The 26,490-nt window shown below is 70.5% G+C and carries 25 protein-coding genes; 13 read left to right on the plus strand and 12 right to left on the minus strand.

Annotated features, from left to right (window positions below; genetic code table 11):
- Nucleotides 1–249 precede the first annotated feature (249 nt).
- Nucleotides 250–1,293 carry a hypothetical protein gene (locus tag ACLQ2R_RS14035; protein WP_425959913.1) on the plus strand — a complete coding sequence of 348 codons (1,044 nt, stop codon included), beginning with the start codon at nucleotides 250–252 and terminating at the stop codon, nucleotides 1,291–1,293.
- A gap of 140 nt (nucleotides 1,294–1,433) precedes the next feature.
- Here the strand turns inward: ACLQ2R_RS14035 and ACLQ2R_RS14040 are convergent, their stop codons facing one another.
- Both ACLQ2R_RS14040 and ACLQ2R_RS14045 read right to left on the minus strand, forming a co-directional pair.
- Nucleotides 1,434–2,606, minus strand: coding sequence for an alkaline phosphatase PhoX (locus ACLQ2R_RS14040; protein WP_425959914.1), 1,173 nt, complete (start codon nucleotides 2,604–2,606; stop codon nucleotides 1,434–1,436).
- Between the two features lie 181 nt (nucleotides 2,607–2,787).
- Nucleotides 2,788–3,138, minus strand: a complete 351-nt coding sequence (locus ACLQ2R_RS14045; RefSeq protein WP_425959915.1) for a hypothetical protein — start codon at nucleotides 3,136–3,138, stop codon at nucleotides 2,788–2,790.
- 231 nt (nucleotides 3,139–3,369) lie between these two features.
- Between ACLQ2R_RS14045 and ACLQ2R_RS14050 the strand changes: the two genes are divergently transcribed.
- Both ACLQ2R_RS14050 and ACLQ2R_RS14055 read left to right on the plus strand, forming a co-directional pair.
- Nucleotides 3,370–4,251: a helix-turn-helix domain-containing protein gene (locus tag ACLQ2R_RS14050; RefSeq protein ID WP_425959916.1), complete on the plus strand. Its 882-nt coding sequence runs from the start codon at nucleotides 3,370–3,372 to the stop codon at nucleotides 4,249–4,251.
- A 5-nt stretch (nucleotides 4,252–4,256) separates the two neighbouring features.
- Nucleotides 4,257–4,499, plus strand: a complete 243-nt coding sequence (locus tag ACLQ2R_RS14055) for a DUF397 domain-containing protein (RefSeq protein WP_425960047.1) — start codon at nucleotides 4,257–4,259, stop codon at nucleotides 4,497–4,499.
- Nucleotides 4,500–4,603: 104 nt separating this feature from the next.
- On the opposite strand, the gene ACLQ2R_RS14060 is transcribed toward ACLQ2R_RS14055, so the two are convergent.
- Entirely contained in the window at nucleotides 4,604–4,819 is a 216-nt protein-coding gene (locus ACLQ2R_RS14060) for a hypothetical protein (protein ID WP_425959917.1), read from the minus strand.
- A gap of 181 nt (nucleotides 4,820–5,000) precedes the next feature.
- The gene (locus tag ACLQ2R_RS14065) at nucleotides 5,001–6,734 is read right to left on the minus strand and encodes an ABC transporter ATP-binding protein (protein ID WP_425959918.1); all 1,734 of its coding nucleotides are present in this window, start codon (nucleotides 6,732–6,734) and stop codon (nucleotides 5,001–5,003) included.
- A 123-nt stretch (nucleotides 6,735–6,857) separates the two neighbouring features.
- Between ACLQ2R_RS14065 and ACLQ2R_RS14070 the strand changes: the two genes are divergently transcribed.
- Nucleotides 6,858–7,274, plus strand: coding sequence for a MarR family winged helix-turn-helix transcriptional regulator (locus tag ACLQ2R_RS14070; protein WP_425959919.1), 417 nt, complete (start codon nucleotides 6,858–6,860; stop codon nucleotides 7,272–7,274).
- Nucleotides 7,275–7,292: 18 nt separating this feature from the next.
- On the opposite strand, the gene ACLQ2R_RS14075 is transcribed toward ACLQ2R_RS14070, so the two are convergent.
- The 6 genes from ACLQ2R_RS14075 to ACLQ2R_RS14100 all read right to left on the minus strand — a co-directional run bounded on the left by ACLQ2R_RS14075 (nucleotide 7,293) and on the right by ACLQ2R_RS14100 (nucleotide 14,298).
- Nucleotides 7,293–8,150, minus strand: a complete 858-nt coding sequence (locus tag ACLQ2R_RS14075; protein WP_425959920.1) for an ABC transporter permease — start codon at nucleotides 8,148–8,150, stop codon at nucleotides 7,293–7,295.
- Nucleotides 8,137–9,219, minus strand: coding sequence for an ATP-binding cassette domain-containing protein (locus tag ACLQ2R_RS14080; RefSeq protein WP_425959921.1), 1,083 nt, complete (start codon nucleotides 9,217–9,219; stop codon nucleotides 8,137–8,139). Before ACLQ2R_RS14080 ends, ACLQ2R_RS14075 begins: the two co-directional genes overlap by 14 nt.
- A 1-nt stretch (nucleotide 9,220) precedes the next feature.
- Complete coding sequence (gene lanKC / locus ACLQ2R_RS14085; protein ID WP_425959922.1) at nucleotides 9,221–11,977, minus strand: class III lanthionine synthetase LanKC; 2,757 nt, start codon at nucleotides 11,975–11,977, stop codon at nucleotides 9,221–9,223.
- Between the two features lie 121 nt (nucleotides 11,978–12,098).
- Complete coding sequence (locus ACLQ2R_RS14090; RefSeq protein ID WP_425959923.1) at nucleotides 12,099–12,791, minus strand: flavoprotein; 693 nt, start codon at nucleotides 12,789–12,791, stop codon at nucleotides 12,099–12,101.
- Entirely contained in the window at nucleotides 12,788–13,411 is a 624-nt protein-coding gene (locus tag ACLQ2R_RS14095; protein WP_425959924.1) for a GNAT family N-acetyltransferase, read from the minus strand. Before ACLQ2R_RS14095 ends, ACLQ2R_RS14090 begins: the two co-directional genes overlap by 4 nt.
- A gap of 125 nt (nucleotides 13,412–13,536) precedes the next feature.
- The gene (locus ACLQ2R_RS14100) at nucleotides 13,537–14,298 is read right to left on the minus strand and encodes a helix-turn-helix domain-containing protein (protein ID WP_425959925.1); all 762 of its coding nucleotides are present in this window, start codon (nucleotides 14,296–14,298) and stop codon (nucleotides 13,537–13,539) included.
- 346 nt (nucleotides 14,299–14,644) lie between these two features.
- Here ACLQ2R_RS14100 and ACLQ2R_RS14105 point away from each other — a divergent pair, with 346 nt between their 5' ends.
- The 6 genes from ACLQ2R_RS14105 (at nucleotide 14,645) to ACLQ2R_RS14130 (ending at nucleotide 20,750) form a co-directional block, all read left to right on the plus strand.
- Entirely contained in the window at nucleotides 14,645–14,740 is a 96-nt protein-coding gene (locus tag ACLQ2R_RS14105; RefSeq protein WP_425959926.1) for a class III lanthipeptide, read from the plus strand.
- Nucleotides 14,741–14,962: 222 nt separating this feature from the next.
- Nucleotides 14,963–15,904, plus strand: a complete 942-nt coding sequence (locus ACLQ2R_RS14110; protein ID WP_425959927.1) for an ABC transporter ATP-binding protein — start codon at nucleotides 14,963–14,965, stop codon at nucleotides 15,902–15,904.
- Nucleotides 15,905–15,991: 87 nt separating this feature from the next.
- Nucleotides 15,992–17,161 (plus strand): ABC transporter permease, encoded by a 1,170-nt coding sequence (locus ACLQ2R_RS14115; protein ID WP_425959928.1) that lies wholly within the window; start codon nucleotides 15,992–15,994, stop codon nucleotides 17,159–17,161.
- 17 nt (nucleotides 17,162–17,178) lie between these two features.
- Complete coding sequence (locus tag ACLQ2R_RS14120; RefSeq protein WP_425959929.1) at nucleotides 17,179–18,312, plus strand: ABC transporter permease; 1,134 nt, start codon at nucleotides 17,179–17,181, stop codon at nucleotides 18,310–18,312.
- Nucleotides 18,313–18,333: 21 nt separating this feature from the next.
- Nucleotides 18,334–19,683, plus strand: a complete 1,350-nt coding sequence (locus ACLQ2R_RS14125; protein WP_425959930.1) for a nucleotide sugar dehydrogenase — start codon at nucleotides 18,334–18,336, stop codon at nucleotides 19,681–19,683.
- A 5-nt stretch (nucleotides 19,684–19,688) separates the two neighbouring features.
- Nucleotides 19,689–20,750 (plus strand): NAD-dependent epimerase/dehydratase family protein, encoded by a 1,062-nt coding sequence (locus tag ACLQ2R_RS14130; protein WP_425959931.1) that lies wholly within the window; start codon nucleotides 19,689–19,691, stop codon nucleotides 20,748–20,750.
- 90 nt (nucleotides 20,751–20,840) lie between these two features.
- Here the strand turns inward: ACLQ2R_RS14130 and ACLQ2R_RS14135 are convergent, their stop codons facing one another.
- A complete protein-coding gene (locus ACLQ2R_RS14135) occupies nucleotides 20,841–21,977 on the minus strand; it encodes a DegT/DnrJ/EryC1/StrS family aminotransferase (protein ID WP_425959932.1) in 1,137 nt (378 codons plus the stop codon).
- Nucleotides 21,974–22,423 (minus strand): sugar 3,4-ketoisomerase, encoded by a 450-nt coding sequence (locus tag ACLQ2R_RS14140; RefSeq protein ID WP_425959933.1) that lies wholly within the window; start codon nucleotides 22,421–22,423, stop codon nucleotides 21,974–21,976. Before ACLQ2R_RS14140 ends, ACLQ2R_RS14135 begins: the two co-directional genes overlap by 4 nt.
- A gap of 296 nt (nucleotides 22,424–22,719) precedes the next feature.
- On the opposite strand from ACLQ2R_RS14140, the gene ACLQ2R_RS14145 reads away from it, so the two are divergent.
- From ACLQ2R_RS14145 to ACLQ2R_RS14155, 3 genes are all read left to right on the plus strand, one after another.
- Nucleotides 22,720–24,114: an NDP-hexose 2,3-dehydratase family protein gene (locus ACLQ2R_RS14145; protein ID WP_425959934.1), complete on the plus strand. Its 1,395-nt coding sequence runs from the start codon at nucleotides 22,720–22,722 to the stop codon at nucleotides 24,112–24,114.
- Nucleotides 24,111–25,109, plus strand: coding sequence for a Gfo/Idh/MocA family protein (locus ACLQ2R_RS14150; RefSeq protein ID WP_425959935.1), 999 nt, complete (start codon nucleotides 24,111–24,113; stop codon nucleotides 25,107–25,109). The genes ACLQ2R_RS14145 and ACLQ2R_RS14150 overlap by 4 nt, the downstream gene beginning before the upstream one ends.
- 151 nt (nucleotides 25,110–25,260) lie before the next feature.
- Nucleotides 25,261–26,487 carry a methyltransferase domain-containing protein gene (locus ACLQ2R_RS14155; RefSeq protein WP_425959936.1) on the plus strand — a complete coding sequence of 409 codons (1,227 nt, stop codon included), beginning with the start codon at nucleotides 25,261–25,263 and terminating at the stop codon, nucleotides 26,485–26,487.
- Nucleotides 26,488–26,490 lie beyond the last annotated feature (3 nt).

Here is a 26,490-nt window from a genome sequence, read left to right on the forward strand (position 1 = left end):
GTCCGGACCAGGGCGTTGCGCACGGAGAGGCCGGCCCGCAGGAAAGGTCGCGACCGACTCGCGTACGTTCTTGTTTATATTTTCCCGGTTCTTCGCTATTTACCAGACCTTTCTCGGTATCAATCCTAGAAGAGTGATATGAGGGTTGATTTTCTAATTGTCCAACTGTGCTGGAATCCATCCAAAGTTGGTCGTAAGCCGTTCTTGTGATTGATGTGGCGGGAGCCCTCCCGGCCTAGCGTCGTCCTCGTGACCGTGAACGCTCCCGGCGACCCGTCCCGGCCGTCTCCCGCCCCCCACCTCGCCCCGAAGCGGGGGCAGGGGACGATGCGGCGGATCGCCCCCGCCCTGGGGCTGTTCCCGCTGTCCCCGCTGGTCGCCGAGTACCTGCTCGGCAACGTCCCCGCCTCCGAGCTGTGGGGTCTGCTCCTCCTCGCGCCGATGTACGGCGGCGGCGCGATCCTCGTCCGCGAGACGGCACGGCGCACCGGGCGCGGCTGGCCGACGATCCTGCTGCTGGGGTGCGCGTACGGCCTGCTGGAGGCGGGCCTGATCGACCAGACCCTCTTCAACCCGGCCCCGCTGTTCGAGGACGACGCCTCGCACGCCACCTTCGTCCCGGCGCTGGGCATCAGCGGCACCAACGCCGTCGGCTTCGTCGCCGGGCACGCGATCTGGAGCATCGGCGTCCCGATCGTCCTCGCCGAGAGCCTGGTGCCCCGTCGCGCCGCCGTTCCCTGGCTGGGCAGGTTCGGCCTGGCCGTCACCGGGGTCGTGTTCGTCCTGGGATCGCTGCTCATCTTCGGCGGCATCCACGACGAGAGCGGGTTCATGGCGTCGGCGCCGCAGCGGGTCGCGGCCGCCGTCCTGGTGGTCCTGCTGGTCGTCGCCGCGTTCCTGGCGGGACGTCCCCGGCCGCCGGTGTCCCGGTGGGCACCGGCCCCGTGGCAGGCCGGGGCGGCGGTGTTCGTCGCGTCCGCGGTGTTCGCCGCCCGGCCGGAGAACTGGTGGGGGGTCCCCATGGGCGTCGCGCTGCTCGCCGCGGCGGCGGTCGTGATCGTCCGGTGGTCACGGAGCCGGGACTGGGGCGCGGCGCACCGGCTCGCATGCGCGGGCGGCGCCCTGCTGACCTACTCGATCCTGGGCTTCCTGCTGCTGATGCTCCACGACGTCGCGACCACCGCCAACCTGGTCGCCCAGGTGTTCCTCGTCCTCGGCGCGCTCGCCCTCTTCCTGACGGCGCGCGGGACCGTGCGCGCGGCGTCCGGCGCGACGGTACGCGAAGCGCCGTGAGCGTCACGGGCATCGCGGGCGTCGCGGGCGCCGTGAGCGTCACGGGCTCCGCGGGCTCCGCGGGCTCCGCGGGCGTCGCGGGCGCCGTGAGCCCTGCCGCCGGCGCCCGGCCCGGGGGCCCGGGCGCCGGCGGCAGGACGTCAGGGCCGGGTGCGGAACGGCCCGGTCACCTCGTAGGTGATCCCGCCGGTGCCTGCGGTGGACCCGGAGGTGCCGCGCTGGGAGGAGAAGTACAGGCGCGAGCCGTCAGGGGAGAACGCCGGGCCGGTGATCTCCGAGGACGACTGGCCGGGCAGCCGCAGGAACGGCGCCACGATCCCCTCGCCGGTGATGACGTTGATCTCCATGTTGCCGCCGTCCTCGGCGACGAACAGGTCGCGGCTGGTGGGCGCGCCGGTGATGTTGTCCACCCCGGTCAGCGGGGCCGTCCCGCCGGTCACCAGCGAGTCGTCGTAGGCCAGGTCGAGGCTGGAGGCGGTGGCGTCGTACGCCCAGACCCGGTTGTCGCCCTTGGTGGTGAAGTAGCAGACGCCGCGGTCGTACCAGCAGCCCTCGCCGCCTTGGAAGTGCTTGGCGGCCGACACCTGCTTGCGCGTCGCGGTCGGGAAGCCGTCACGGTCGGGGATGTCCTGCCAGGTCACCGGCCCGGTCACCTGCTCGGCCGGGGCACAGAGCACCTGGAGCCTGCCGGTGCGCAGGTCCCCCCAGGTGTCGGGCAGGAACCGGTAGAAGCAGCCGTCGCTCTCGTCCTCGGTGAGGTAGACGACCTGCCGCACCGGGTCGCAGGCGGCGGCCTCGTGCTTGAAGCGGCCCATCCGGGTGCGCGCCTCGGCGGAACGCCCACCGGCGGGCCAGGTCTCGAAGACCCGCCCCAGGGGGACCTCCTCGCACGAGAGCCAGGTGCCCCACGGCGTGGCGCCGCCCGCGCAGTTGACGTTGCTCCCGGACAGGATGCGGTAGGCCGAGGTGATGGAGCCGTCCGCGGCGAAGCGCACGGCCGAGGCCCCGCCGATGAGGGGGACCTCCGAGTTGGACACGTAGATCCAGCCGCTGCCGTCGGGGAAGCACGCCCCGCCGTCCGGAGCCGGGTGCCAGGTGTACCCGGCGACGCGCCTGCCGGAACGGGCGATCACGCGGCTGGTGAACCCCGCGGGGAGCTCGACACCGTTCGCGTCCACGGGCAGCAGGCCGCCGTAGGGGCTGGGACCTGGCTGGGCGACGGCGCCGAACGCCTCTCCCCACAGCGCTCCGGAGAACGCCGCGCCTCCCACCCCGACGACGGTCGCGCGTAACAGCGTTCGACGATCCATCATTTGCCTCCGAGTCGGCCGGTACATGGTCATCAGCCGGAACGTAAATCCTCCGGGCGACCTTGGCCACCCCCCGGCGTGAACGGAGGGTGTCCTTTTGGATCTCGTCCTGCCCGTCTCCACTGCCCGGCGTCGGGCGGACGGCCGGTCCGGCCAGGTCGTCGCCGTACGACGACGCGGCCCATCAACCGCCGGCCTCCCCGAGCCAGACGAGGTCGGAACGAAGCCTATGCGCGGCGCTGTCGGCGCTTCGCCAGCTGCCGAACCCCCGGGCGGTCACGCCGACGGTGGCCGCCTCCCCACCCGGCAGCGCCAGCCCGTACGCCACCACCTCCGCGACACCCTCTTCGTCATGGTCACCGAACTCCTGAACCAGCGCGAACACGCGAGGCAGACCACCGGCCAGCGCCCTTACATCCTCTTTGGTGAGACCCGCGTGCTCGTGAAAGACATTGCTGTCGCTTCCGTTCGCCACTTCTGGAGGGTATGCGCCGTGGTAGACAGTCGGGTGGTCGGAACCGTTGAAGTGCTCCATCTCGGGTGTTTCCTTTCCGGCCGCTGTGGTCGGGGTGGGCGTGGCCTCCAAGCGAAGCCCGCCCCGACCTTTCTACATACTGATGTTGGTGTCCCCATAACTCATGATGGGCTGGCAACTGTCGCCTTTGTGTACTCCTTGTGATGGCTCGATTACTTTCGGTATGGTGGCACAATTGTAGGGGCTCGACAAGTTGTCTGGCCTCATCGATTGTGTCGCGCCTGGATTTGCGTGACCGTCTCGGAAGGGATGGACATGGCCGCTCCAAAGTGGATCACGTTGCGTTCCCAGTGGCTTGGTCAGCAGCTTCGAGACCTGAGGGAGGCCAATGATCTTCTCCTCAAGGATGTGGCCGAGTATCTGCAACGTGATCCGGGTACCGTCAGTCGCTTCGAGTCCGGCGGATATCCCATTCGGAGACCGGATCTGTTCGCACTTCTCGACTTGTACGGCGTTGCGGACGGCCATCGGCGTGAGGCACTGCTGAAGTTGAGCCAGGAGGTCTGGCAGAAGGGCTGGTGGGACGGCTATGCCGGTGAGGTCGTCGGCTGGTTGATCGACTACGTCTGGTTGGAGTCGAGGGCCAGGGAAATTCGTACATTTGATACCACATTGCTGCCGGGTTTGTTGCAGACCGAGGCTTATGCGCGTGCTGTGATTGCTGCAGCCGATTTTGACGTGGACGTCGAACAAAGAACACGCTGGCTCGAACTTCGCATGGCCCGTCAGGGGATTCTCAACGGTGATGCTCCGCCACGACTGTCGGCGATCATTGACGAGGGTGTGCTTCGGCGCCAGGTCGGTAGCGCGGGATGCATGGCAACGCAACTCCGGCATCTGGCCGGATGTGCCGTCCAGTCGAACATCGAGGTTCGTGTCCTCCCCTTCAGTGCCGGAGCGCATGCTAGCCCGACCGGTGCGTTCCGGATTCTCAAGGTGGAGGATCCTTTTCCCGAGGTCGCCTACGCGGACACCCCGAAGGGGGCTGTCTATATCGAATCGCCAGATACTCATCGCTTGGTGCGGATATACGATGAATTGCGGAAACTCGCCCTCACATGTGAAGAGTCGGCCGAGCTGATCTCCGCGACGGCAGAGGAGTTGTCGAGGTGAACGCGATGGAAGAGACCAAGGCGATCGGCCCTGATGGGCCGACCGGTGTCGCCTGGCGTATCAGCACGCGGAGTGAGAACGGTGGCGGGAACTGCGTCGAGGCCGGGCCGCTGGGTGACGGGAGTGGGCGGGTCGCCGTACGGCACAGTCGTCACCCTGACGGCGAGGTGATCGTCTATACCCGCGCGGAGTGGGAGGCGTTCATCGGGGGCGTCAAGGACGGGGAGTTCGACTTCCCCATCACGTGAGACCTGCCATGGCGCTTCACGCGGCGACCGGCCGACGCGTGCTCGGTTGTTCCGGCGTGATCGCCGGTGATCGCGTCGGCCTCGCTGGAGGTCGGCGAGAGCGTTCAGCCGTCCTTGGCGAGGCCGGGCGGGGTGTGGTGGAACACCGGGACGGGTGGTCGATCATGGTCGGAGAACAGGAAGGGCAACCCCGCGACGATATCGCCGTGCAGCTCCGTGAGGGACGGTGCGGATATGCCGCCCGCCACGCCGTGCACGGTCGCGAGCCAGAGCGTGCCGGTCCTGGTGATGTGAACGTCAATGCTGTCCTGAGTGTCCATCGGTCCTCCAGCCGGTCATCGCCGAACATGGGCACGAGCCCTCATCCGGGATTTTCCACGACGTGCGGTGTCTCACGCGAGTACAGCAGGATGATCGCGCGTGCCGCGACGCGGTCGTCGGTGTTTCACGGAGAGGGAGACGCTCTCTCCTGTCCCCTCGGCCCGTTCCGGCGTGACCCGGTCAGGCGGTGGTGAGGGAGTGGTCGCGGTTGACGAGGGCGGCGTAGGGGCCGTCGGCCGCGAGGAGCTCTTCGTGGGTGCCGCGCTCGACGACGCGGCCGTGGTCGAGGACCGCGATCTGGTCGGCGTCGCGGATCGTGGACAGCCGGTGGGCGATCGTGATGGTGGTGCGACCGCGCGACAGGGTGTCCAGGGCCTCCTGGACGGCGCGCTCGGTCTGGGTGTCGAGGGCGCTGGTGGCCTCGTCGAGGATGAGCACGGGCGGGTTGCGCAGCAGTGTCCTGGCGATGGCCAGCCGCTGCTTCTCGCCTCCGGAGAAGCGGTAGCCGCGTTCGCCGACCACGGTGTCGTACCCCTCGGGCAGCGACGCGATGTGGTCGTGGATCCGGGCGGCCCGCGCGGCGGCGACGAGCTCCTCGTCGGTGGCCGACGGCTTGGCGAAGCGCAGGTTGTCGGCGATCGAGGAGTGGAACAGGTAGGTCTCCTGCGACACCACGCCGACCGTCTCCGACAGGGCCTCGAAGGTCAGCTCGCGCACGTCCACCCCGTCGACGGTGATCCGGCCGCCGGTCACGTCGTACAGGCGGGGCAGCAGGTAGCTCAGCGTGGTCTTGCCCGAGCCGGTCTCGCCGACCACGGCCAGGGTGGTGCCGGCCGGGACGGTGAGGTCCACGTCCGACAGGGCCGGGGTCTCGCCGTAGGAGAAGTCGACGTGCTCGAAGCGGATCTCGCCGCGCACGCTCTCCGGCGTACGGGTGCCGGGGTGGATGTCCACCTCCAGGTCCAGGTACTCGAAGATCCGCGCGAACAGCGCCAGCGAGCTCTGCACGTCGACGCCGAGCCGCAGCAGCGAGACGGCGGGCCGGAACAGGCCCGTCTGCAGGGTGGTGAAGGCGACCACGGTGCCGATGGAGACGACCGAGGTCAGGCCGGTGGACCAGTAGATCACCGCGGGCATCGCCGCCATGATGATCTGGATGGTGGACTGCCGCCAGCGCCCGGCCATGCTGGAGCGGACCTCCAGGTCGGCCAGCTCGTCGGAGGCGACGGAGAACCGGCCGGCCAGCTCGGGGCCACGCCCCATGGTCCGGCCGAGCAGGATGCCGCTGATCGACAGCGACTCCTGGACCATCGACGACAGGGCGGCCATCTTCCGCTGCCGCTCGGAGGTGATCCTGCGGCGCTCCCGGCCGACCCTGCGGCTGATCGCCACGAAGACGGGCAGCAGCGCCAGCGAGATGAGGGTCAGCCGCCAGTCCAGCACCAGCATCGCGATGATCGACGCCACCACGGTGGTCAGGTTGGAGACGATCGAGGCGGCGGTGGAGGTCACCACCTGCTGCATGCCGCCGATGTCGCTGGCGATGCGCGACTGCACCTCGCCGGTACGGGTGCGGGTGAAGAAGGCCAGGGACATGCGCTGCAGGTGGCCGTAGACGGCGGTGCGCAGGTCGTGCATGACGCGCTGGCCGACCCCGGTGGAGACCATCGTCTGGATCACGTCGAGCACGCTGGTGACGACGGCCACCGTGACCATGCCGAGCGCGAGCAGCGTCAGCAGGCCGGTCCTGCCGTTGGGGATGGCGTCGTCGAGCACCTCGCGGAGCATGAACGGCGAGGCCAGCGAGACGAGCGAGGACACCCCGATGAGGGCGCCCACGAAGGCCAGTCGTCCCCGGTAAGGGCGGAACAGGCCGACGACGCGCCGCAGGGGCGCGCGAGGTTCGTCGTGCATATGCGGTGTTTCGTGCCGTGGGGCACTCCTGGTTGGTTCCGTCATGGAACTCCTTTCTGATGTTTGCTCAAACAGAGGTTAACTCGCATTCATTCCCGGGCGCACTGGGATAAGTTCGGCGCTGTGGAGACGGAACTGGCCGACCTCGTGCACGGCGTCGGCCGCCGGTTGCGGCGCGGGTACGGCGAGCGGCTCGGCCCGCTCGGCCTGAGCCCCGGCCAGGCGCGGGCGCTGAGGGTGATCGTCGAGTCCGAGCCGCCGCTGCGGATGGTTCAGCTCGCCGAGAGGCTGCGGATCGTGCCGCGCTCGGTGACCCCGGTGGTCGACGCGCTGGAGGAGGCCGGTCTGGTCCGCCGCGAGGTCGACCCGGCCAACCGCCGCTCCACCCTGCTGGTGGTGACGGACGAGGGCCGCGAGCTGTACGGGCGGGTGCGCGAGGAGCGCAGGAGGGTGGCCGAGGAGTTGTTCTCGGTCCTCACCGCCGAGCAGCGCGACCGGCTGAGGGAGCTGCTGGGCACGGTCGACGCGCAGCCCGCCTGAGCCGGCCCGGTCCGGTTCTCAGTCGGTCCGGTTGAAGCGGGCGACGGCCAGGGCGAGCATGAGCAGGCCCGCGCCGCCGACCAGCAGCAGTTCCAGCGCCACCGGGACGGTCCACCCCGACCAGCGCACCCCGGTGCCGTACACGGCCGCGACCTCGGGCGGGACGGTCAGGTGGGCGAAGACGACCTGGCGCGTCGGGTCGACCGCGTACGTCAGCGGGTTGATCAGCGTCAGCGTGTTCATCCAGCCGGGCAGGTTGGTGAGCGGGAACAGCGCTCCCGACAGGTACATCAGGGGCATGATCGCCATCTGCGCGATTCCCTGGAACGACTCCATGCTCGTCATCCGCGCGGCGACCAGCACCCCGAAGGCCGACATGGTGAACCCGGTCAGGAACATCACGCCGACGAGCCCGGCGATCATGACCGGGTCGTAGGGGACGCCGACCAGCCCGGCCATGGCCACGATCACCAGGCTCTGCAGCGTCGCGACCAGCGCGCCGCCGAGCACCTTGCCGAACACGATCGCGGTACGGCTCACCGGCGCGACCAGCATCTCCCGCAGGAAGCCGAACTCGCGGTCCCAGACGATCGAGGAGGCGGAGAACATCGCGGTCAGGATCACCGTCATCGAGATGACGCCGGGGAACATGAAGGTCTTCAGGTCGACGCCGTCGGGGACTCCCGGCATCAGGGACCCGAACCCGCTGCCGATGATGAAGATCCACATGAAGGCCTGGAAGAGCATGGCCGTGACCCGCTTGCCGTCGGTGGCGAAGCGGATCATCTCCCTGCGGAGCACCACGCGCACCGCGCGCAGGTTGTGGGCGGCGCCGCGCAGCGGGACGCGGGCGGGGGGAGTCTCAATCGCGGCCACGGGCCGTCACCTCTTCGCCACGCATGTCGCCGGGGACGCCGGGATCGTTGAGGTCGCCGGGGTCGCTGGAGTTGCCAGGATCATCGGGGTCGCCGGGGGTGCCTAAGTCGCCGGGGTCGCCGGAGGTGGTGGTGCCGTCCTCGGCGTCGCGGATGGTCGAGCCGGTGTAGGCGAGGAAGACGTCGTCCAGCGAGGGCCTGGTCATCTGCACGGACCTGATCGGCACGCCGAGCCCGGAGAACAGGCGCGGTACGAACTCCTCGCCGCTGGGCACGGAGATGACGAGCCCGCCGTCGCGTGCCGCGACCTCCACCAGGAAGCGTTCCCGCAGCACCGCCGCGGCGGCCTCGTCGTCGTCGGTCTGGATGCGGATCCGGTCCTTGCCCACCGTGGCCTTCAACGCCTCCGGGGTGTCCAGCGCCACGACGGAACCGTGATCGATGATCGCGATGCGGTCGCAGTACTCGGCCTCCTCCAGGTAGTGCGTCGTCAGGAAGACCGTGATCTTCTCCAGCTCGCGCAGCTCGGCGATGTAGCCCCAGATCGCCACCCGGGTCTGCGGGTCGAGCCCGACCGTGGGCTCGTCCAGGAACAGCACGCGGGGGGAGTGCAGCAGGCCCCGGGCGATCTCCAGCCGCCGCCGCATGCCGCCGGAGTAGGTGTGCACGCGGTCGTCGCGGCGCTTCCACAGGCCGACGATGTCCAGGACCCGCCGCATCCGCTCCTCGATGGCGTTCTTCGGCAGGCCGTACAGCTCGGCGTGGAAGCTCAGGTTCTGCGCGCCGGTGAGGTAGCCGTCGACGGTCGGTTCCTGGAAGACCAGCCCGATGTCGCGCCTCACCTCGTCGCGCTGCCGCACGATGTCGTGCCCGCCGATGGTCGCGCTGCCGCCGGTGGGCCGGATCAGCGTGCACAGCATGTTGATCGTGGTGCTCTTGCCCGCCCCGTTGGGGCCCAGCAGGCCGAACACCTCGCCCGGTGCCACGTCGAAGTCGACGCCCTTCACGGCCTCGATCCGCCCGTACCGCCTGCGCAGTCCCCTGACCGACACCGCCGCCGCGTCGTCCATCTCAACGCCTCCCGCGGGGCGAGAAGAACGGGAGGAAGGCCGTGCCGGTCCCGGCGGCCTGCGACATGGCGAGCAGCACGCCCGCGCCGCCCGTCGCCAGGTCCATGGAGAGCCGGAAACCGTTGGTACCGGGAAAGGCGAGATGGCCCCGGAAGGAGACGGCGTGCCGGCACAGGTCCCGCAGCCGCCGGTCCAGCTCCTCGTCACCGGCGCCGGTCCGGGAGAGCACGACCACCTGACCGGCCGTGCCGCGGAAGAGGTCGGACTGCAGCGCGACGCGCGTGCGGCAGGCGCGCAGCAGTCCCGGCAGGCTCGCGCGGAGCCTGTCGTCCTCGCGGTGGGCGAGGAACTCGTCGGCGACCAGGGCCATGCCCGCGCTGCCGACGTCGAGGTAGGGCATCGTGCGCACGCCCGCCTCCTCGGCCACCAGCCCGCCGTCGGCGGTCGTCACGCACCGGTCGAGGTCGAGCCCCAGGGCCAGCGCGGCGTGGTCCAGGTGGCCGGTGTCGCCGGTCCGTTCGAACAGCCGGACGAGGAACAGGGCCACCCCGGACCAGCCCCGCATCAGGCCGGGCTCCACCGGGCGGGTGGGGGACGGAAGGTTCGGGCCGCGGGCCGTGCCGGGATCGCCGCGCCGTACGGCGTCCGCCAGCCGGTCGGCGACGGCCAGTGCCGACGCCAGGTGGCCGCTTGCGCCGGGCGTGCCGTCCCGTCCGCCCGACAGGTGGGTCAGCATCGCCCCGATGCCCGCGAACCCGGAGAACATCGAGATGTTCGCGCGGTCCGGCACCGGGTGCCGGTCGAGCAGTTCGGCCGCCTCGTCGGGGTACCCCAGGTGGTCGAGGACGTGGACGAGACCGGCGGTGCCGTCGTAGAGACCCGGGCGGCGCGGGGTGGAGTCCCGTACCGCGTCGATCAGCCGGCGCTCGTGCTCGGGGTGGCGGCCGTGACCGGTCACCTCCAGCGCCCACAGCACCCCGGCCGCGCCGTAGGCGAGGCCGAGACCTCCGGACAGGAACTGGTGCACGTCACCGGGGAAGGGGCGGTCCTTGCGCCCGGGGTCCGCGGAGGCGAGGATCCCCTTCGCCAGGGACGCGCGCACCGCCTCCCAGTCCACGACCGGCTCGCCCAGGTCCGGGAGCCCCCCGCCCGGCCGCGACGCCTCACCGGGGGAGACGGGAGCACCGGGAGAGGCCACCCCACCGGGGGAGACGGGAAAACCCGGAGAGGCCGACGGGTCAAGGGGGACAGGGACGCCGGAAGAGGCCGACGCGTCAGGGGAGACCGAGACGCCGGAAGAGGCCGACGCCCCGGGGGAGGGAACCGCCCCGGCGGGGGGTGTCAGGTGGGACAGGATCGTCCCGGCCCAGTCCGCCGGCACCGGGAACTCCTCGCACATCAGCCGTACGAACTCGTGGACCTTGTCCGGCTGAAGCGCGGTGATCTTGCTGTACGGCACGAACATGGCCAGGCGCACCGCCGCCAGGGCGTGCAGGTCGCGGTCGGCGCCGCTCTTGTTCCGGCTGCCGAACCCCGTCGCGGAGAGCCCCGGCCGCCAGTCGGCGTCCGTCGCGTCGAACGCCAGTTCGAAATCGACAAGGGCCACCGACTCGTCGGGCCGGACGATGACGTTGCCCAGGTGCAGGTCGCCGAACACCACCCCGCGTGCGTGCACGGCGGCGATCAGCTCCTCGATCCGCGCGGCGACGGCCACCGCCCTGCGGGTGTAGGACGCGATCTCCTCCTCGGTCGGCTCCGCCCTGGTCACCCACGGGTGGGCGGTCCCGCACCACACGTTCAGCGGCTGGCCGTCCATGTACTCCTCGACCAGGAAGCGGTGCCCGGCCACGTCCAGCTCGTCGTACAGCTCGGGGATGCCCGGGATGCCCCGCAGCGCGGTGAGCGCCCAGCTCTCGCGGGCCATGCGGGTGATCGCGTCCTGGTGGTTGGCGTCCACCGCGGTGTGCGGGCGGGCCTCCTTGAGCACGACCTCCCTGTCGTCGGTGCGCCGGGTGGCCAGGTAGACGCCCCCGGCGTTGGAGAAGTGCAGGGCCCGCCGTACGAGATAGGGAAGCTCGCCGCCCGCGCCGTCGCGGCGGGAGTCCAGGTGCGGCCGGAGGAACTCCGGCAGCTCCACCCACTTGGGCGGGTCGAAGACCGGCCTGCGCCGGTCGGGCAGCAGGGTGCCGTCGGGGTGGCGGATCGCGAAGACGCTCTCGCCGTGCTCGTCCACGCACGTCATCTCGGTGAAGCCGCCGTAGCGGACGAACAGCGGACCCTGACCCCAGCGCAGGTCGCTGAGGATGTACGGGCCCGGCTCGCCCTCCAGCTCGGCCGAGAGCTCCGTCAGCACCGACCGCAGCTCCTCCTCGTCGCGCGGGTAGACGGTGACCAGCTTTCCGCTGGAGCCGCGCGGGGAGTACTTGGCGTTGAAGACGAGCAGCATGTTGCGGTCACGCAGGTGCTTGAACGGGATGCCGCGCTCGACGCAGTGGTCCCAGGCGGCCGAGCAGAGCCGGTCGGCGTTGTCCAGCGTCGCCGAGAGGTGGACCTTCCACCCCTGCTCGGCGGTGGCCTGACCGGCCGGCCGCAGCGAGACCCAGACGCCGCGCTCCTTGCGCACCCAGCCCTCGGGGACGGCCTCGCGCGACACGGCGAGCTCGGCGTCGCCGATGAAGCCGACGCCTCCCGACCAGCGCGTGGGCTCCTCGAAGAAGAGCGGGTCGGCCAGAGTGTAGATCTGCATCATGTCCTGCATGCGTGGTGCTCCCTATCGCGTGCCCGCTGCTGCCCCGCTGCTGCCCCGCTGCTGCCTCTGCCGTGTCCGCCGTCCCGCCGGGACCGGTGAATCCCGCACGGCCACGGCGGGACCCTCCGGCTCAGACCGCCTCGGCCCCGGCGACCCGTGGCCCGTCACCGGACACCTCGCCCGACGCATCGCCGGACGTGCCGTCCGACCCGTCGCCGGACCCGTCGCCGGACAGGGAGACGCGCAGCGCCTCCAGCATGGTGATCAACGTCGAGAGCGGAGGCGCCCCCGCCGCGTCGCGCCGCCCGGTGGTCAGGCTGGGCACCGCCTGCACCGGCGAGACCACGACGTTGCGCCGCTCGGCCAGGGTCGCCAGGTGCCGCTGCAGGGTCGGGTTGTCCATCGCGCCCGGCGGCAGCGAGGGGGCCACCGCGACGGGGGCCGAGGTGCACTGCAACATCAGCAACGCGGGGGTGTCGGCCAGCCCTAGGGCCAGCCTGGAGATGAAGTTCAGGCACGCCGGGTAGACCACGACGCTGTCGCTCCACTCGGCCAGCCGCACGTGCAGCGCGTCCGGCCGCGTCTCCTCGGGCCACCGGTCGGGGATGACCTCGCGGCGCACGAGCACGCTCAGCGCCTGCGCGCTGACGAAACGCTCCGCGCTCGACGTGAGCACGACCTGCACCTCGAGGTTCCTGTACGCCGTGGTCAGCCAGTTGAGCCAGAACGGCAGGTACATCGCGGCGATGGCGCCGGTGCCGACCACGAGGAGCCGCTCACCGCCGAACGCGGGGGGCGTGCGGGCCGTCGGGGTGTCGGTCACCGCGCGTACTCCTTGGGCCTCGTGACGAGATTCCTGAGGTGACGGACGAGCGCGCGCAGGCCCTTCGACCGGACGGCGTCGGGACCGGAGACCAGCCGGGTGAGGACGTCGGCGCCCTCCTTCTCCCACATCCGCCGGTAGATGGCGTAGAAGTGCACGTCCCACAGGCATCCCTGGAAGAACATGTGCTTGGGAAGGGTCGCCTCCTTGGGGATGAGGTTCCCGACCCAGCCGATCCGGTCGATGCTGGCGTCCGTGGTGACGAAATAGACTTTCCTGACGTTCTCCCACGTGGCGAACGCGTAATTGACGAGAAGCATCATGGCCTCGCCACCGAGACCGTACCGCGCCTTGTCCGTGTCGGTGAATATGCCGATCTGGATGTGCCCGGCCGGGTCCATGTCGTGCAGGGTCCCGAAGCCCACGGTCTCACCGCTGTGCCGCAGCTTGATCGCGAAAAGCGCGGAGATGTTCTGCTTCTTCATCTGCTCCAGGAAGACCTTGAGCGGAGGCATGCTGTGCAGCCCCAGGCCGAGGAGGAGCTCGTAGAGGGCGACCCCGTCCGAGGGGTCCGCGATCGAGAGCATCGTCCGCTGGGTCTCGACATGGGGAATGAGCACGATTCTGTCACCTTGAATTCTCTCGGCGGCGATGGTTCCGGGACGCAATGATCCCGTCTGATCGAACCGTCGGATCTCGCTGACGGTTGGACATTAGGTTTGGGGTTCCTGGATAGTCAACGCTGTTATCCACGGTCGTGAAAAAGCGGTACGCGGCCGTGGACGGGCCCGCCTTCCGGTCCGGCTCCCGGAATTGTCTCGCCGGCGGGACGGTGCAGCCAGCCGAGCTCCTGGGCCCGTAGCGCCAGCTGGAACCTGCTGGTCGCGCCCGCCGACTGCATCAGCCCGTTGACCTCGCGCCTGACGGTCCGCTCCGCGATCCCGAGCCGTGCCGCGACGGCGGCGTCGGTCAGCCCCTCCGCCAGGAGGGCGAGCACGGCCAGGCAGCGTCCCTGCGGCCTGCCCCCCGCGGGGACCGCCTCCGCGGACGGCGCCGCGTACGCGCCCTCCCACAGGTGGTCGAGCACGGAGGCCAGGGTGGAGACGTGGCCGGGCCGCGTGACCAGGACCACGGGGCCGGGCGCCTCACCGGGCGGGGTCCGCAGGCTCAGCAGCGCCGTCCGCCGGTCGGCGACGAGCGCCGAGAGCGGGAGCGAGGGCAGCGTCCTGACCCCGGAGCGGCCCGCCCGCGACCCAGGCCCGGTTCCGGTTCCGGTTCCGGCGCCGGTGACGGTCTCGCCGGTCCCGGCGCGGACGACGCAGACCGAACGGTTCTCGCCGGCGCGCAGCTCGTCCAGCCGTCCGGACAGGAACCGGCCCAGCGGGTCCTCGGAGAGCGCCACCAGGACCTCCCGGTAGCCGCTCCCGGTCATCCGGTGAAACACTTCGTGCAGTTCCTGGAGCGTGATTACCCGGTCCTCGCTGGCATTCGGCTCGGCGTGGTGCATGGGAAATATAATGTCACGGCTAAAGCCTCGCGCCCGGAGCTGTTTTCGCCTTATGGAAACACCGGCCGGATGGCCGTTTTAGGACAGGCCGTTGCGCATTCCGGGGGTTCATAACTATGTTTCGTGACCGGAGCGGCCGGGATTGACGCCTCGATGGCTCTTTCGTTCGTCATCGCTTTTCGGTGGAGGTGTCACGGTGTGGTTTTCGTGCAATCCGTGAAATGCGAGCGGTTCACCTTCCGAAGCCGGCGACGACGACGATCCGCCACAGGGGAAGAATTTTCCGGACGGCCCGGGGTCGCCACATGGCCGACCTGACATTCGAGCCCTCGAAGGAGGTGTCTTAATGGATCTGTCCAACATTCTCGAGCTGCAGGAGATCGAAGTAGCGCCCGAGTACGCCGAGCTGCCCAGCAGCACGATCAGCAGCAGCACCTGCTGATTTTCTCCGCGTTCGCGGGGGGAGACCTCGTGTCTCCCCCCGCGTTCGCGGTCCCCTCGCGCCTCAGGGCGTCAGGGCCGCCCCACCCGGGCGCTTTTCCGAGATCGGACGCCCTCTGCGACGGCAAACGCCGTAGGCCATTCGCGGACGGAACGCAAAGCCTGCCGCGCTCCTTCTCCGATATCTTGTGCCGCGAGAACGGGACGTGTTGAATCAGGCCGTATGAGCGACAGCATTCTGGTGTGCGAAGGACTCCGTAAACGTTATGGCCAGATAGTTGCGGTCGACGGCATCGGGTTTTCCATAGCCGAGGGCGAAGTCTACGGGCTGATCGGGCCGAATGGCGCCGGAAAGAGCACGACGATTTCCATGATTGTCGGCGTCGTCGAGCGCGACGAGGGCACCGTCGTCATCGACGGTCAGCCGCACGACGCGCGGAACACCACGACCAAGGCGCTGATCGGCTATGTACCCCAGGAACTCGCGCTCTACCAGGACCTCACGGCACGCCAGAACCTGTGGTTCTTCGCGCAGCTCCACGGCCTGCGGGGACGCCAGGGCAAGAGCAAGGTGGGCGAGGTGCTGGAGACGATCGGGCTGGCCGACCGCGCCGACGAGGCCGTCTCGGGCTACTCCGGAGGTATGGCCCGCCGCCTGAACATCGGCATCGGGCTGCTGAACCGCCCGCGCCTGCTGATCCTCGACGAGCCCACCGCCGGGGTCGACCCGCAGAGCCGCAACTCCATCCTGGAGAGCGTGCAGCGCCTGGCCGCCGAGGGGGTGGCCGTGCTCTACACCACGCACTACATGGAGGAGGCCGAGCGCCTCTGCGACAGGGTCGGCATCGTCGACCTGGGCCAGATGAAGGCCGAGGGCACCCGCCGCGAGCTGGTGGACCTGGTGGGCGAGAACGACCAGGTGCTGCTGCAGGTGGACGGCGACCTGGACCGCGTACGGCACGCCCTCGCCGACGTGCCGCAGGTGCGCCAGGTCTCCGGGGAGGGATCCCGCGTCGACCTGCTCGTGGAGGGGGCCAGGGCGGTGCTGCCGCGACTGTTCGAGGTCGTGGCGGGCACGGGCGCGTCGGTCCGCTCGGCGGAGGTGCGCGAACCCGACCTGGAGGCCGTCTTCCTGCACCTCACCGGCAAGGCGCTGCGGGACTGACGGCGGCTGACAGGGACTGACGGTGACTGACAGGGACCGGCAGGGACCGGCGGGAACTGAGGGGAACGGAGGCCCACGGTGCGCGGAATGATCACCATACTCGTGAAGGACCTGCGACAGCGGGCGAAGGACAGCACACTGATCGTCTTCGCGCTCGTGCTGCCGCTCGGCATGGCCTTCATCCTCAACGCGGTCCTCGGCGACGCGGGCCAGGAGTTCAAGGCCCGCTACGCCGTGGTCGACGCCGACCGGGCGGCCGGGAACGCCGGCTTCGTCGGCCAGGTCCTGGAACCCATGAGCGCGTCGGGCACCGTGGTCCTGCGGCCGGTGGCCACCGCCGACGAGGCCCGCGCGCTGACGCAGCGCCGCGAGGTGGAGGCGACCTTCGTCGTCCCCGCGAACTTCTCCGCGGACGCGCGCGCCGGACGGCCCGCCACGCTGGAGATCATCGGCAACGTCGGCGCGCCGGTCGCGGTCCAGGTCGCCCGGGAGGTCGCGCAGTCCTACGCCGCCGGGCTGCACTCGGTCCGGCTGGCCGTCTCCGTGGCCGCGCCCCCGGGAACGGCGCCCGGCGACGAGCGCGCCGCCGCGCTGGCCGAGCGGGCCGTCGCGCTCCCCATGCCGGTCACGCTGCGCGAGGACGCCTCCGCGCTGAAGCGCCAGCTCGACGTCACCACCTACTACTCGGCCGGCATGGCCATGTTCTTCCTGTTCTTCGCGGTGGTGTTCAGCATCACCAGCATCTTCGACGAGCGCAGGGGCGGCACGCTGACCCGGATGCTGGCCGCGCCGATCTCCCGGCCCACGATCGTGGTGGGCAAACTGCTCAGCGGCGTCCTGGTCGGCATCGTGAGCATGGCGATCCTCGTCGTGGTCACCACGCTCGTGATCGGCGCCCGCTGGGGGGACCCGCTGGGCGTGGCCGCGCTGGTGGTCTCGGGAGTGCTCGCCGCCACCGGGCTGATGACCGCGCTGGCCACCTTCGCCCGTACCGCCGAGCAGGCGTCGAACTGGCAGTCGGTGGTGGCGATGCTGCTGGGCATCTTCGGCGGGGTGTTCTTCCCCAGCGCGCAGCTCGGCGGGCTCACCGCGCTCGGCTACCTCACCCCCCACAAGTGGTTCATGCAGGGCCTGGGCGACCTGGCCGGCGGGGGATCGCTGCAGGCCGTGGCCGTCCCGGTCGCCGCCCTGCTCGGCTTCGCCGTCCTGGGAGGCGGCCTGGCCCTGTTCCGCATCGGAAGGATGGTGCATGCGTGAAGGTCCTCGCCATAGCAATGGTCAACCTCCGCCGGGTCTTCAGCGAGCGCACCAACATCTTCTTCCTGGTCGTGGCGCCGTTCCTGATGGTCTTCGTGCTCGGACAGATGTTCGGCGGCAACCAGCAGCTCACGCTGGGCCTGGTGAGCGGCTCAGGGCCGCTGTCGGAGCAGCTGGTGCAGGCCCTCGGCTCGGGCAAGCGCATCGTGGTCGAGCGGGTCGAGAGCGAGGCCGCGCTGCGCACCGCGGTGGAACGCGGCAGGCTGCGGACCGGCGTGATCGTCCCGGCCGACTACGACGCCAAGGTGCGCGGCGGCGGCCAGGTCGAGGTGAGCTACCTGACCCGTCAGGAGGACCCCGGCGCGGCCGAGATCGGCACCTGGATCCGCTCCGTCGTCCCCCAGCAGTCCGCGCTGCTGCGCGCCGCCCGCTTCGGGCAGCAGGAGGGGGCCGGGACCTTCGAGCAGAACCTGGCCAAGGCCGATCAGGCCGAGGTCGGGACCGTGCGGGTGAACGTCACCACCACGGGCCGGAGCCTGTTCCCCGAGGGGTTCAACCCCTTCGGCGCCTCGGCCCCGCCCCTGATGCTGATGTTCACCTTCCTGACCTCGCTGACCGCCGCGATCGGGCTCGTCGAGACCCGGTTGTCGGGAGTGGCGCGCCGGATGTACGCGAGCCCGGTCACGGCGCGCGCCATCGTCGCCGGGGAGGCCCTGGGACGCCTGGTCATCGCGCTGGCCCAGGCGCTGCTGATCATGATCGGCTCGGCCGTCATCTTCGGGGTCGACTGGGGGGACCCGTTCGCGGCGGGCGCCCTCGTCGTGGTCTTCTCCGTGGTCGGCAGCGGGGCCGCGATGCTGCTGGGGGCGGCGTTCAAGACCCCCGGGGCGGCGGTCTCCGTCGCCATGGTCCTGGGGCTGGGACTGGCCGCGCTCGGCGGCTCCATGGTCGCCCTGGAGTCCTTCAGCCCCACCATGCAGACCATCGCCCACGTGACGCCGCACGCCTGGGCCTACGAGGCATTCGCCGAACTGGTCAGGAACGGCGGCACCATCGTCGACATCCTGCCCCAGTTCGGCATCCTGAGCTGCTACGCCGCCGTCCTGTTCGCCCTCGGCGTCTGGCGCCTGCGTCGTGTCCTCACCCGGTAAAGCCAGACCTTTGGAGATGACATGCGTTTCCTGCCAGAGCGGGAGAACATCACGGCCGCGGTTCTCGGCCTGGGATACGTCGGGTCGTGCGTCGCCGCGGTCCTGGCCGACCGTGGCGTGAACGTGATCGGGGTGGACACCGACCCCGTGCTCGTCGAGGAGCTGAACGCCGGGCACTGCCGGTTCAGCGAGGCCGGGCTGCCCGAGCTCGTGGCCCGCCACGCCGGCGACCGGCTGCGCGTCACCACGAGCTACGAGAGCGTCTCCGAGGCGGACGTGGTGATCGTCGCGGTCGGCACGCCCACCGGCGAGCGCGGCGTCATGCGGGAGAACCAGCTCCGCGGCGCCTGCGAGGAACTCGGCAGGCACATCAGGCCCGGCCAGCTCCTGGTCTTCAAGAGCACGGTCCCGCCGGGGGTGACCCGCTCCCTGGCGCTGCCGCTGCTGGAGCGCGGCGGCCTGGTCTGCGGCGAGGACTTCGGGGTCGCCTTCTGCCCAGAGCGCCTCTCCGAGGGCACCGCCCTGCGCGAGCTGCGCAGCTTCCCCATCATCGTCGGCGGCTGGTGCGCCGACTCCTCGGCCGCCGCGGTGGAGTTCTGGCGCCGGACGATCGGCGTCGAGGTCATCCCGGTGGCCTCCCTGGAGGCGGCCGAGATGGTCAAGCTCGCCGACAACTGGTGGATCGACCACAACATCGCCCTGGCCAACGAGCTGGCCAGGGTCTGCGCGGCGCTGGACGTCGACGTCCTCGACATCATCTCCGCCGCCAACTCCATCCCCAAGGGCAACGGCAACGTCAACATCCTGCTGCCGAGCGTGGGCGTGGGCGGCTCCTGCCTGACCAAGGACCCCTGGATGGTCTGGCGCTCGGCCCAGGAGCACGGCATCGACCTGCTGACGATCCCCGCGGCCCGCGAGGTCAACGACTCCATGCCGCACCACACCCGCGACCTCATCGTGGGGGAGCTGGCCGAACTGGGCAGGCAACCGGCGGGGGCGAAGGTGACGGTCCTGGGACTGGCCTTCAAGAACAACACCGGCGACCTGCGCGAGACGCCGGTCAGGCCGGTCGTGGAGGAGCTGCTCAAGGCGGGCGTGGAGGTCACCCTGTACGACCCGCTGGTCGACGCCGACGAGGCCGAGAAGCTCTTCGGGCTTCCGCAGGCGGCCTCGCTGGAGGAGGCGGTGCGCGGCGCCGACTGCCTGGCCGTCCTGGCCTGGCACCGTGAGTTCCACGACATCGACTTCGCCGCGCTCCGCGAGCACGTCGCCCCGAAGTGCGCGGTGATCGACGGCCGCGCCTACTATCCGCGCGAGACCATCGACCTGCTGCGTGCCTCCGGGTACGCCTACCGCGGGATCGGGAGGTAGGGGACATGGCGAACGTGGTCGTCACCGGCGGTCTCGGCTTCCTCGGCAGCCATCTCGCCGAGGCCCTCGTCCGGCGCGGGGACGAGGTCACGGTCTTCGACGGCGGGCCGACCCCGCCAGGCCGGAACGGCGGCCCGACCGGCGGGCCGGGCAGCGGCTCGTCCGGCGGCTCGGGCGGCGGCTCGGACGGTGGCTCGGACGGTGGCCCGACCGGCGGCCGGGCACGGTACGTCGGCGGTGACATCAGGGACCCCGAGGCGCTCGCCGGAGTGATCACCGACGACGTCGACACCGTCTACCACCTGGCGGCCGTCGTCGGCGTCGACCGGTACATCGACCGGCCCCTGGACGTCATCGACATCAACCTCATGGGCACCAGGAACGTGCTGGAGCTCACCGGGCGGGCCGGCGCGCGGCTGGTGCTGGCCAGCACCAGCGAGGTGTTCGGCAAGAACCCCGCCGTCCCGTGGGCCGAGGACGACGACCGCGTCCTCGGCAGCACCGCCACCGACCGGTGGAGCTACTCCTCCAGCAAGGCGCTGGCCGAGCACCTGACCTTCGCCTACATGCGCCAGCGCGGCCTCGACGCCACCATCGTGCGCTACTTCAACGTCTACGGCCCCCGCCAGCGGCCCGGCTTCGTGGTCAGCCGCAGCGTCCACCGCGCCCTGCGCGGCCTGCCGCCGATCCTCTACGACGACGGCGGCCAGACGCGCTGCTTCACCTTCATCGACGACGCGATCGCCGCCACCGTCGAGGCGGGCACGGCCGGCGCGGCGCTGGGGGAGTGCTTCAACATCGGCAGCTCCGTCGAGACGACCGTCCGCGAGCTCATCGAGCTCGTGGTGGAGCTGACCGGCGGGGAGAAGCCGGTCCCGGTGGACCCGCGCGAGGGCTTCGGCTCCGCCTACCAGGACCTGTCACGCCGCGTCCCCGACACCTCCAAGGCGCTCGCCGTGCTCGGCTGGCGCAGCACCACCGACCTGCGCGACGGCCTGACCAGGACGATCGAGTGGGCGAGGGCCAACCCCGGGTGGCTGGAGCAGCCCGACAGCGGCTCGGCCTGAGGCAAGCGTGAGGGGACCGGCCGGGCCTTCGCCCGGCCGGTCCCCTCGGGTGTTCAGGCGGGTCCCGTGGTCTTCGAGCCGGTGGAGAGGTCAGGCGCAGGCCTCGCGCGTCGCGGCGATGACCGCGTCCACCTGGCGGGCGTCGAGGTGGGGGCCCATCGGCAGGCTCAGCACCTCGTCGGCCAGCCGCTCGGCCAGCGGCAGCGACCCGGGCGCGTACCCCTCGCCGGCGTAGGCGGGGGAGCGGTGCACCGCGACCGGGTAGTGCACGAGCGTGCCGATCCCGGCGGCGGCCAGCCGCTCCTGCAGCTCCCGCCTGCGCGCGGTGCGCACCACGAACAGGTGCCAGACCGGCTCGGCCCACGCGGCCGGATCGGGCAGCACCAGGTCGCCCACGCCCTTGAGCTCGTCCAGGTAGCGCGCGGCCACGGCCCGGCGGCGCTCGTTCCACTCCTCCAGGCGGGTCAGCTTGACCCGCAGCACGGCGGCCTGCGTCTCGTCCAGCCGCGAGTTGAGGGCCACGACCTCGTGCACGTACTTCTCTCGGGAGCCGACGTTGCGCAGCAGCCGCACCCGCTCCGCCAGCTCCGCGTCCTGCGTGACGACGGCGCCGCCGTCGCCGAGGGCACCCAGGTTCTTGCCGGGGTAGAAGCTGAACGCGGCCGTCGAACCCGGCGAATCCGGTGAGCCCGGCGAGTCCGGCGAGCGCGACCCCACCCGCCGGCCGTGCCCGGTGGCGCCGTGGGCCTGAGCCGCGTCCTGCAGGACGCGCAGGCCGTGCCTGGCCGCGACCTCCTCGACCGCCGGCAGGTCGGCGGGGTGGCCGTACAGGTGCACCGGCATGATCACCTTGGTGCGGGGCGTGACGGCCGCCTCGACGCGCGCCGGGTCGAGGGTGCAGGTGCGCTCGTCGGGCTCCACCGGCACCGGCCGCGCCCCGGTCCTGGAGACCGCCGCCCAGCTCGCGAAGAACGTGTGCGAGGGAACGATCACCTCGTCGCCGGGGCCGACGCCCATCGCCCGCAGGGACAGCTCCAGCGCGTCGCAGCCGCTGCCCACCGCCACGCAGTGCGCGTTGCCGCACCAGGCCGCGAACTCCGCCTCGAACGCCTCCAGCTCGGGACCCATGAGGTACCAGCCCGAGCTCAGCACCCGCTGGACGGCCGCGTCCACCTCGGTGCGCAGCTCCTCGTAGGGGGCCCGCAGGTCGAGGAAGGGGACCTTCACGCGAGGCTCCGCGCGTCCCGCAGGAACTCGTCGTAGTCGCGGTAGTAGTCGGACTCGTCGTAGGGTTCGGAGACCAGCCACAGGCCGACCGTCCCCGGCGTGAACTCGACCATGTCGCGCCAGACCATCGGGGTCATGTAGAGCCCGAGCCTGGGGTGGTCGAGCACGAACGTGCGCCTGTTGAAACCGTCGTCCACGTCGACCTTGAAGCTGCCGTGCACGGCTATGATCAGCTGCCGCAGGCGGCGGTGGCCGTGCCCGCCGCGCCGCGTCTCCGGCGGCATGTCGAACATGTAGTAGGCCCGCTTCACGTCGAAGTCGATCTGCTTGCCGGACTCGACCACGCACAGGCTGCCCCGGGGGTCGACGATCTCGGGAAGCTCGACGATGCGGCACGGCTCGATCCTGCCGACCGTGACGTCCCCGCCGTTCACAGAAGAACCCATCGAGCCTCCACACTCCCTCGGAACTCCCTCGGACGAGGGGTCGCTCCGCCCCGTCCCGTCTCGCCAGCGGGACAAACGCTATTTTCCGCGAACCCGGCGGTCAAGCGATTCCGGACGCGGTGGAACAGCCCGGGAAGAAAGAAGACAATGGACTAACGAGGTGTATGTAATTACTCTCCGGCGAAGGCCGTGCGATCCATAGACCGGAGGGTCGGAACATGACCAGCCTCCCCCAGATATCACATTCTCTGCGCCGGGAGAATAATGAATTCAGAGCCCGCCTGACGAAATCGGCCATGGCCAGGGACAGCGCCGTCCTTCCCCTCGCCGAGTTCAGGGAGTGGTTCGACGAACGCCACCGTACGGAGCGCGCGGAGGTCACCCGGATCCCCTTCGCGGACCTGGACGGCTGGAGCTTCGCGCCGGGCAGCGGCAACCTGGTCCACCGCAGCGGACGGTTCTTCTCCGTGGAGGGACTGCGGGTCAGCACCCGCTCGGACCCGGAGGCGGGCTGGTCGCAGCCGATCATCAACCAGTCCGAGATCGGCATCCTCGGCATCCTGGCGAAGGAGATCGACGGCGTCGTCCACTTCCTCATGCAGGCGAAGATGGAGCCGGGGAACATCAACTCCGTGCAGCTCTCGCCCACGGTGCAGGCCACGCACAGCAACTACGTCGGCGTCCACCGCGGCGCGGGCGTGCCCTACCTGGAGTACTTCACCCGGCCCCGGCCCGGCAGCGTGCTCGTCGACGTGCTCCAGTCCGAGCACGGCTCCTGGTTCTGGTGCAAGCGCAACCGCAACATGGTCGTCGAGGTGACCGGCGACGCCGAGGACATCGAGGTCCGCGACGGCTTCTGCTGGCTCACCATCGGCCAGCTCCAGGAACTCCTGAGCGTCGACAACCTCGTCAACATGGACTCCCGCACCGTGCTGGCGTGCGTGCCGTTCGACGGCGCGACCCTGGCCCGCGCCGGCGACGGCGAGAGCGAGGGCGACTTCCACGGGGCGCTGCGCCGCTCGGTCGTCAGCGGCGGGGCCGCCCTGCACACCACCACCGGGCTGCTGAGCTGGTTCACCGCGGCCAGGAGCACCAAGCTGGTCGACCGCCGGCGCGTCGACCTGGAGCAGATCACCCGCTGGAAACGCTCCCGCGACGAGATCGCCCACGAGGAGGGCAAGTACTTCACGGTCGCCGCGGTCGCGGTGAGCGGCGCCGGCCGGGAGGTCGGCTCGTGGAGCCAGCCCCTGTTCGTGCCGGTGGGCCAGGGCGTGGTCGCCTTCGTCGTCAAACGCGTCCACGGCGTGCTGCACGTGCTGGTCCACGCCCGCATGGAGGGCGGCCTGCCGGACATGGTCGAGCTGGCCGCGACCCTGCAGTGCGCGCCCGACAGCTACGAGGGGGTGCCCGCCGCGCGGCACCCGCGCTTCATGGAGTACGTGCTTGGCGCCGACCCGTCCCGGATCCGCTTCGATGCGCTGCTGTCGGAGGAGGGGGGGCGCTTCATGGGCGCGGTCATCAGGTACCTGGTGATCGAGGCCGAGGACGACTTCCCCGTCGAGGTGCCCGAGGACTACGCCTGGGTCACCCTCGGCCAGCTGTCGGGGCTGCTGCGGCACAGCTACTACGTCAACGTCCAGGCCCGCACCCTGGTGGCCTGCCTGCAGGGCCTGTGGGGAGGGGAGCGTTGACGACCTCACCGGCACCGGTGCGCATGGGCGTGCTCTCGTGCGCGGACATCGCCTGGCGGCGGATGCTGCCCGCGATGGCCGCCAGCCCGGACGTGCTTCCGGTGGCGGTCGCCGGTCGTGAGAGGGCCAAGGCCGAGACCTTCGCGCGGCGCTTCGACTGCGAGGCGGTCACCGGCTACGCGGCGCTGCTGGAGCGCGCGGACGTGGAGGCGGTGTACATCCCGCTGCCCACCGGGCTGCGCGCCGGGTGGGTGGAGCGCGCGCTGCGGGCCGGCAAGCACGTGCTGGCCGAGAAACCCCTGGCCACCAGCCGCGAGGAGGCCGAGGGGCTGCTGTCCCTGGCCGAGCGCAGCGGGCTGCTGCTGGTGGAGAACCTCGTCTTCCCCCACCACTCCCAGCACGAGGAGGTACGCCGGCTGCTCGGCGAGGGGGCCATCGGCGAGCTGCGCTCCTTCTCCGGCGACTTCGGCATCCCGCCGCGCGACCCCGGCGACTTCCGCTACCGGCCCGAACTCGGCGGCGGGGCGCTGTTCGAGGTCGGCGTCTACCCGATCCGCGCCGCCCAGCTCTTCCTGGGCGGCGACCTGGAGGTCTGCGGCGCGTTCCTGCGCTACGACGCCGCCACCGGGGTGGACGTCGACGGCGGCGCGCTGCTGTGCTCGCCCCGGGGCGTCGGCGCGCAGATCAGGTTCGGGTTCGAGCACTCCTACCGCAGCTCGTACGCGCTGTGGGGGTCGCTCGGGACGCTCACCCTGGACCGGGCCTACACCTCGCCCGACTCGATGCGCCCGGTCGTGCGCCTGGAGCGGCAGGACCACGTCGAGGAGCGGACCCTTCCCGCCGACCGGCAGTTCGTCAACATCCTGGAGTCGTTCGCCCGCTCGGTCAGGCGGGGCGATGGACAGGCCGTGCAGGCCGCGCACACCGGGCAGGCCCTCGCCCAGGCCGGGCTCGTCGACGAGATCCGCAGCCGGGCCCGGCGGATAACGATATGACCATGAAACACCGGGAAAGCGACCGCAGGGGACGTCCGGGTATCCTGAACAAACGCTCCCGGCTTCCTTTCTTCGGCATGCCCGAAGCGAATCTCCGTACGATTTTCAGTTGATTCACCCCTCCCGTGCACATCGAATCGAGGAGCCGAGTATGTCTTCCCAGTCGCGCTGCCGTGTCTGCGCCGGTCCCCTTGCCGAATTCTTCGACTTCGGGCGCCAGCCGCTCTCCGACGCGTTCGTCCGTCCCGAGGATTTCGCGGACGAGTTCTTCGTGCGGCTCGCCGTCGGGATATGTGAGTCCTGCACGATGGTGCAGCTCATGGAGGAGATCCCCCGCGACCGCATGTTCCACGAGGACTACCCGTACGTGTCGTCGGGCTCGGCGGTCATGCGCGAGCACTTCGAGAAGCTCGCGCGCCGCCTGCTCGCCACCGAGCTGACCGGCACCGACCCGTTCGTGGTCGAGCTCGGCTGCAACGACGGGGTGATGCTGAAGGCGATCGCCGAGGCCGGGGTCCGCCACCTGGGCGTGGAGCCGTCCGGCGGGGTGGCCGCGATGGCCCACGCCAAGGGCATCCGGGTCCGCACCTCCTTCTTCGAGGAGGAGACCGCCCGCGACATCCTCGCCGCCGACGGGCGGGCGGACGTCATCTACGCCGCCAACACCCTCTGCCACATCCCGTACATGGAGTCGATCCTGCGCGGGGTGGGTGCGCTGCTGGCCCCCACGGGCGTCTTCGTCTTCGAGGACCCGTACTTCTCCGAGATCGTCGAGCGCACCTCCTTCGACCAGATCTACGACGAGCACTTCTACTTCTTCACGGTCCGCTCCGTGCAGGCCATGGCGGCCCGCTTCGACCTGGAGCTCGTCGACGTCGAGAGGCTCCCGGTGCACGGCGGGGAGGTCCGCTACACGCTGGCCCACGCCGGCGCCAGGACCCCGGCCCCGGCCGTGGCCGAGCTGCTGGAGGACGAGAACAAGCGCAACCTCGCCGCCATGCCCACGCTCAAGGGCTTCGCCCGCAACGTCGAGCGGATCCGCGACGACCTCAACGCCCTGCTGCGCGACCTGCGCGAGGACGGCAAGCGGGTCGTGGGCTACGGCGCGACCGCCAAGAGCGCCACCGTGACCAACTACTGCGGCATCGGCCCCGACCTGGTCCCGTTCATCTGCGACACCACCGTCGCCAAGCAGGGCAGGCTCACCCCGGGCTCGCACATCCCGGTCAGGGAGCCCGCCGCGTTCGCCGATCCCTACCCCGACTACGCGCTGCTGTTCGCCTGGAACCACGCCGAGGAGATCATGGCCAAGGAGCGCGCCTTCCGCGAGGCGGGCGGCAGGTGGATCCTGTACGTGCCCGAGGTGCACGTCGTCTGATCC

Origin of the sequence: Streptosporangium sp. DT93, assembly GCF_049844535.1 — a bacterium.
Taxonomy (GTDB): domain Bacteria; phylum Actinomycetota; class Actinomycetes; order Streptosporangiales; family Streptosporangiaceae; genus Streptosporangium.